The sequence below is a fragment of the Streptococcus pluranimalium genome, from assembly GCF_047785745.1.
GTDB classification, from domain to species: domain Bacteria; phylum Bacillota; class Bacilli; order Lactobacillales; family Streptococcaceae; genus Streptococcus; species Streptococcus pluranimalium_B.
The window spans coordinates 1-1,480 of sequence record NZ_JBLOJT010000185.1; the positions used below are offsets into that span (position 1 = coordinate 1).

General features: G+C 35.3%; 1 protein-coding gene. It reads right to left on the bottom strand.

Annotation, left to right across the window (positions count from 1 at the left end; all coding sequences use genetic code 11):
- Positions 1-101 precede the first annotated feature (101 nt).
- Positions 102-1,403: a polysaccharide deacetylase family protein gene (locus ACMZ6U_RS10340; protein ID WP_416108334.1), complete on the bottom strand. Its 1,302-nt coding sequence runs from the start codon at positions 1,401-1,403 to the stop codon at positions 102-104.
- Positions 1,404-1,480: the final 77 nt, after the last annotated feature.

A 1,480-nucleotide genomic window follows, 5' to 3' on the forward strand; every position in this document is an offset into this window, starting at 1 on the left:
GCCGTGTTCTGTTGACAATTGAACAATATAAAAAGGCTTAGAAGGAGCGTTTCTTAACAACGTTATTCTAAGACTTTTTATATTTTCATTTTCTTAACTAATCAATAACCATATAACTCACTAACTGTAACAACCTCATAACCTTGCGATTTTAAATAGTCTAATACTGACGGCAAAGCATCTACGGATGTTTGGTGAATATCATGCATCAAGATAATTCCTCCAGGCGTCAACTGCTCCTTAAGTTTTTTCATGATGGCGGGTGTGGAATGACTTTGCCAATCGAGAGTATCAACTGTCCACATAATTTCTTTCATGCCCACAGCAGCTTGTACCGTTGCGTTAGTAGCTCCATAAGGCGGACGCATCAAGGTTGGTTTTTGATGAGTAATCTTTTCAATCGCTTGATTAGTAGCTGTAATTTCTTGCTTGATCCCTTCAACAGAAAGAGTTGTCAAATTCGGATGAGACCAAGTATGATTTCCAATTTCATTACCTTGATCAATCATTCTTTTTACTAATATCTCCTGACCAGCTAATTTATGACCAAGCGTAAAAAATGTCGCTTTAGCATCATATTGATCTAATATTTCCAAAACACGAGGTGTTGTGGCAGGATTAGGCCCATCGTCAAAAGTTAAAGCAACTCTCTTAAGATGCTTTTTCTTCTCTTCCTGGTAATCTTGATAACTTGTTAAATCATTCCCTGTGAGATACGTTTCTTGAATAGCATCAAAAATAGACGTAAGTGGTAGACTGAGCTCCTTAGTCAAAAAAAGCTGACTATCCTTATAAGAGAAATTAATCTCTGACCAATCATCACTTTGGAAGGGTTCTAAAACAGTTCTTTTTCTCTCTTGTGACAAAGATCCCTGGCTAGTTGCCGCTTCAATAACTTTTCGAAAAGCACCCTTATCCCTAATAAAGTCATTTAAAGTAAAAGGAGTATTATACCTAGTATCTTTAAAATGTATCCGTTGATGTTCTTTATCTTTCTCTTTGATAATATCCAACCCCTTAATGCGATAACTACTTTCTTTCAAGACTAATTCTGAGACTCCCTCTAAATCAGACGATACTTTTTGCGGATAGAGTAGGTGCAGACGCTTAACTTCATGATTCGCATATTTTCCTAACTGATTTTGTTTAGGCATCAAATCCCTTAATTCTTTTTGAACAGGGCTACCTTCTTCGCCTATGCTAAAATAAATCCAAGATTCCTTATCCGACCAAACTTCTTGTCCATTTGATATCGGGATATCACGACTAATATTATTTTGAAAGTTTTCAACAAAGCTTGTTACTTTTTCTTGTCGATATTGGTTGTAGAACAATCTTCCTAAAAACATTATTAAAAATGTTCCCCCGATAAGAAAGAGTAATACGAGTAATATTTTCTTCATCTGCAACTCCTTTCCTTCATTATAAAGAGAAGAATTAAAAAAGACAAGAAAAAATCTTAATGTCATCAAAAAAAGGC

What these genes read in the sequence shown, in the direction of transcription:
- ACMZ6U_RS10340 (WP_416108334.1), bottom strand. Translation starts at nt 1,403, where the DNA reads ATGAAGAAAATATTACTCGTATTACTCTTTCTTATCGGGGGAACATTT.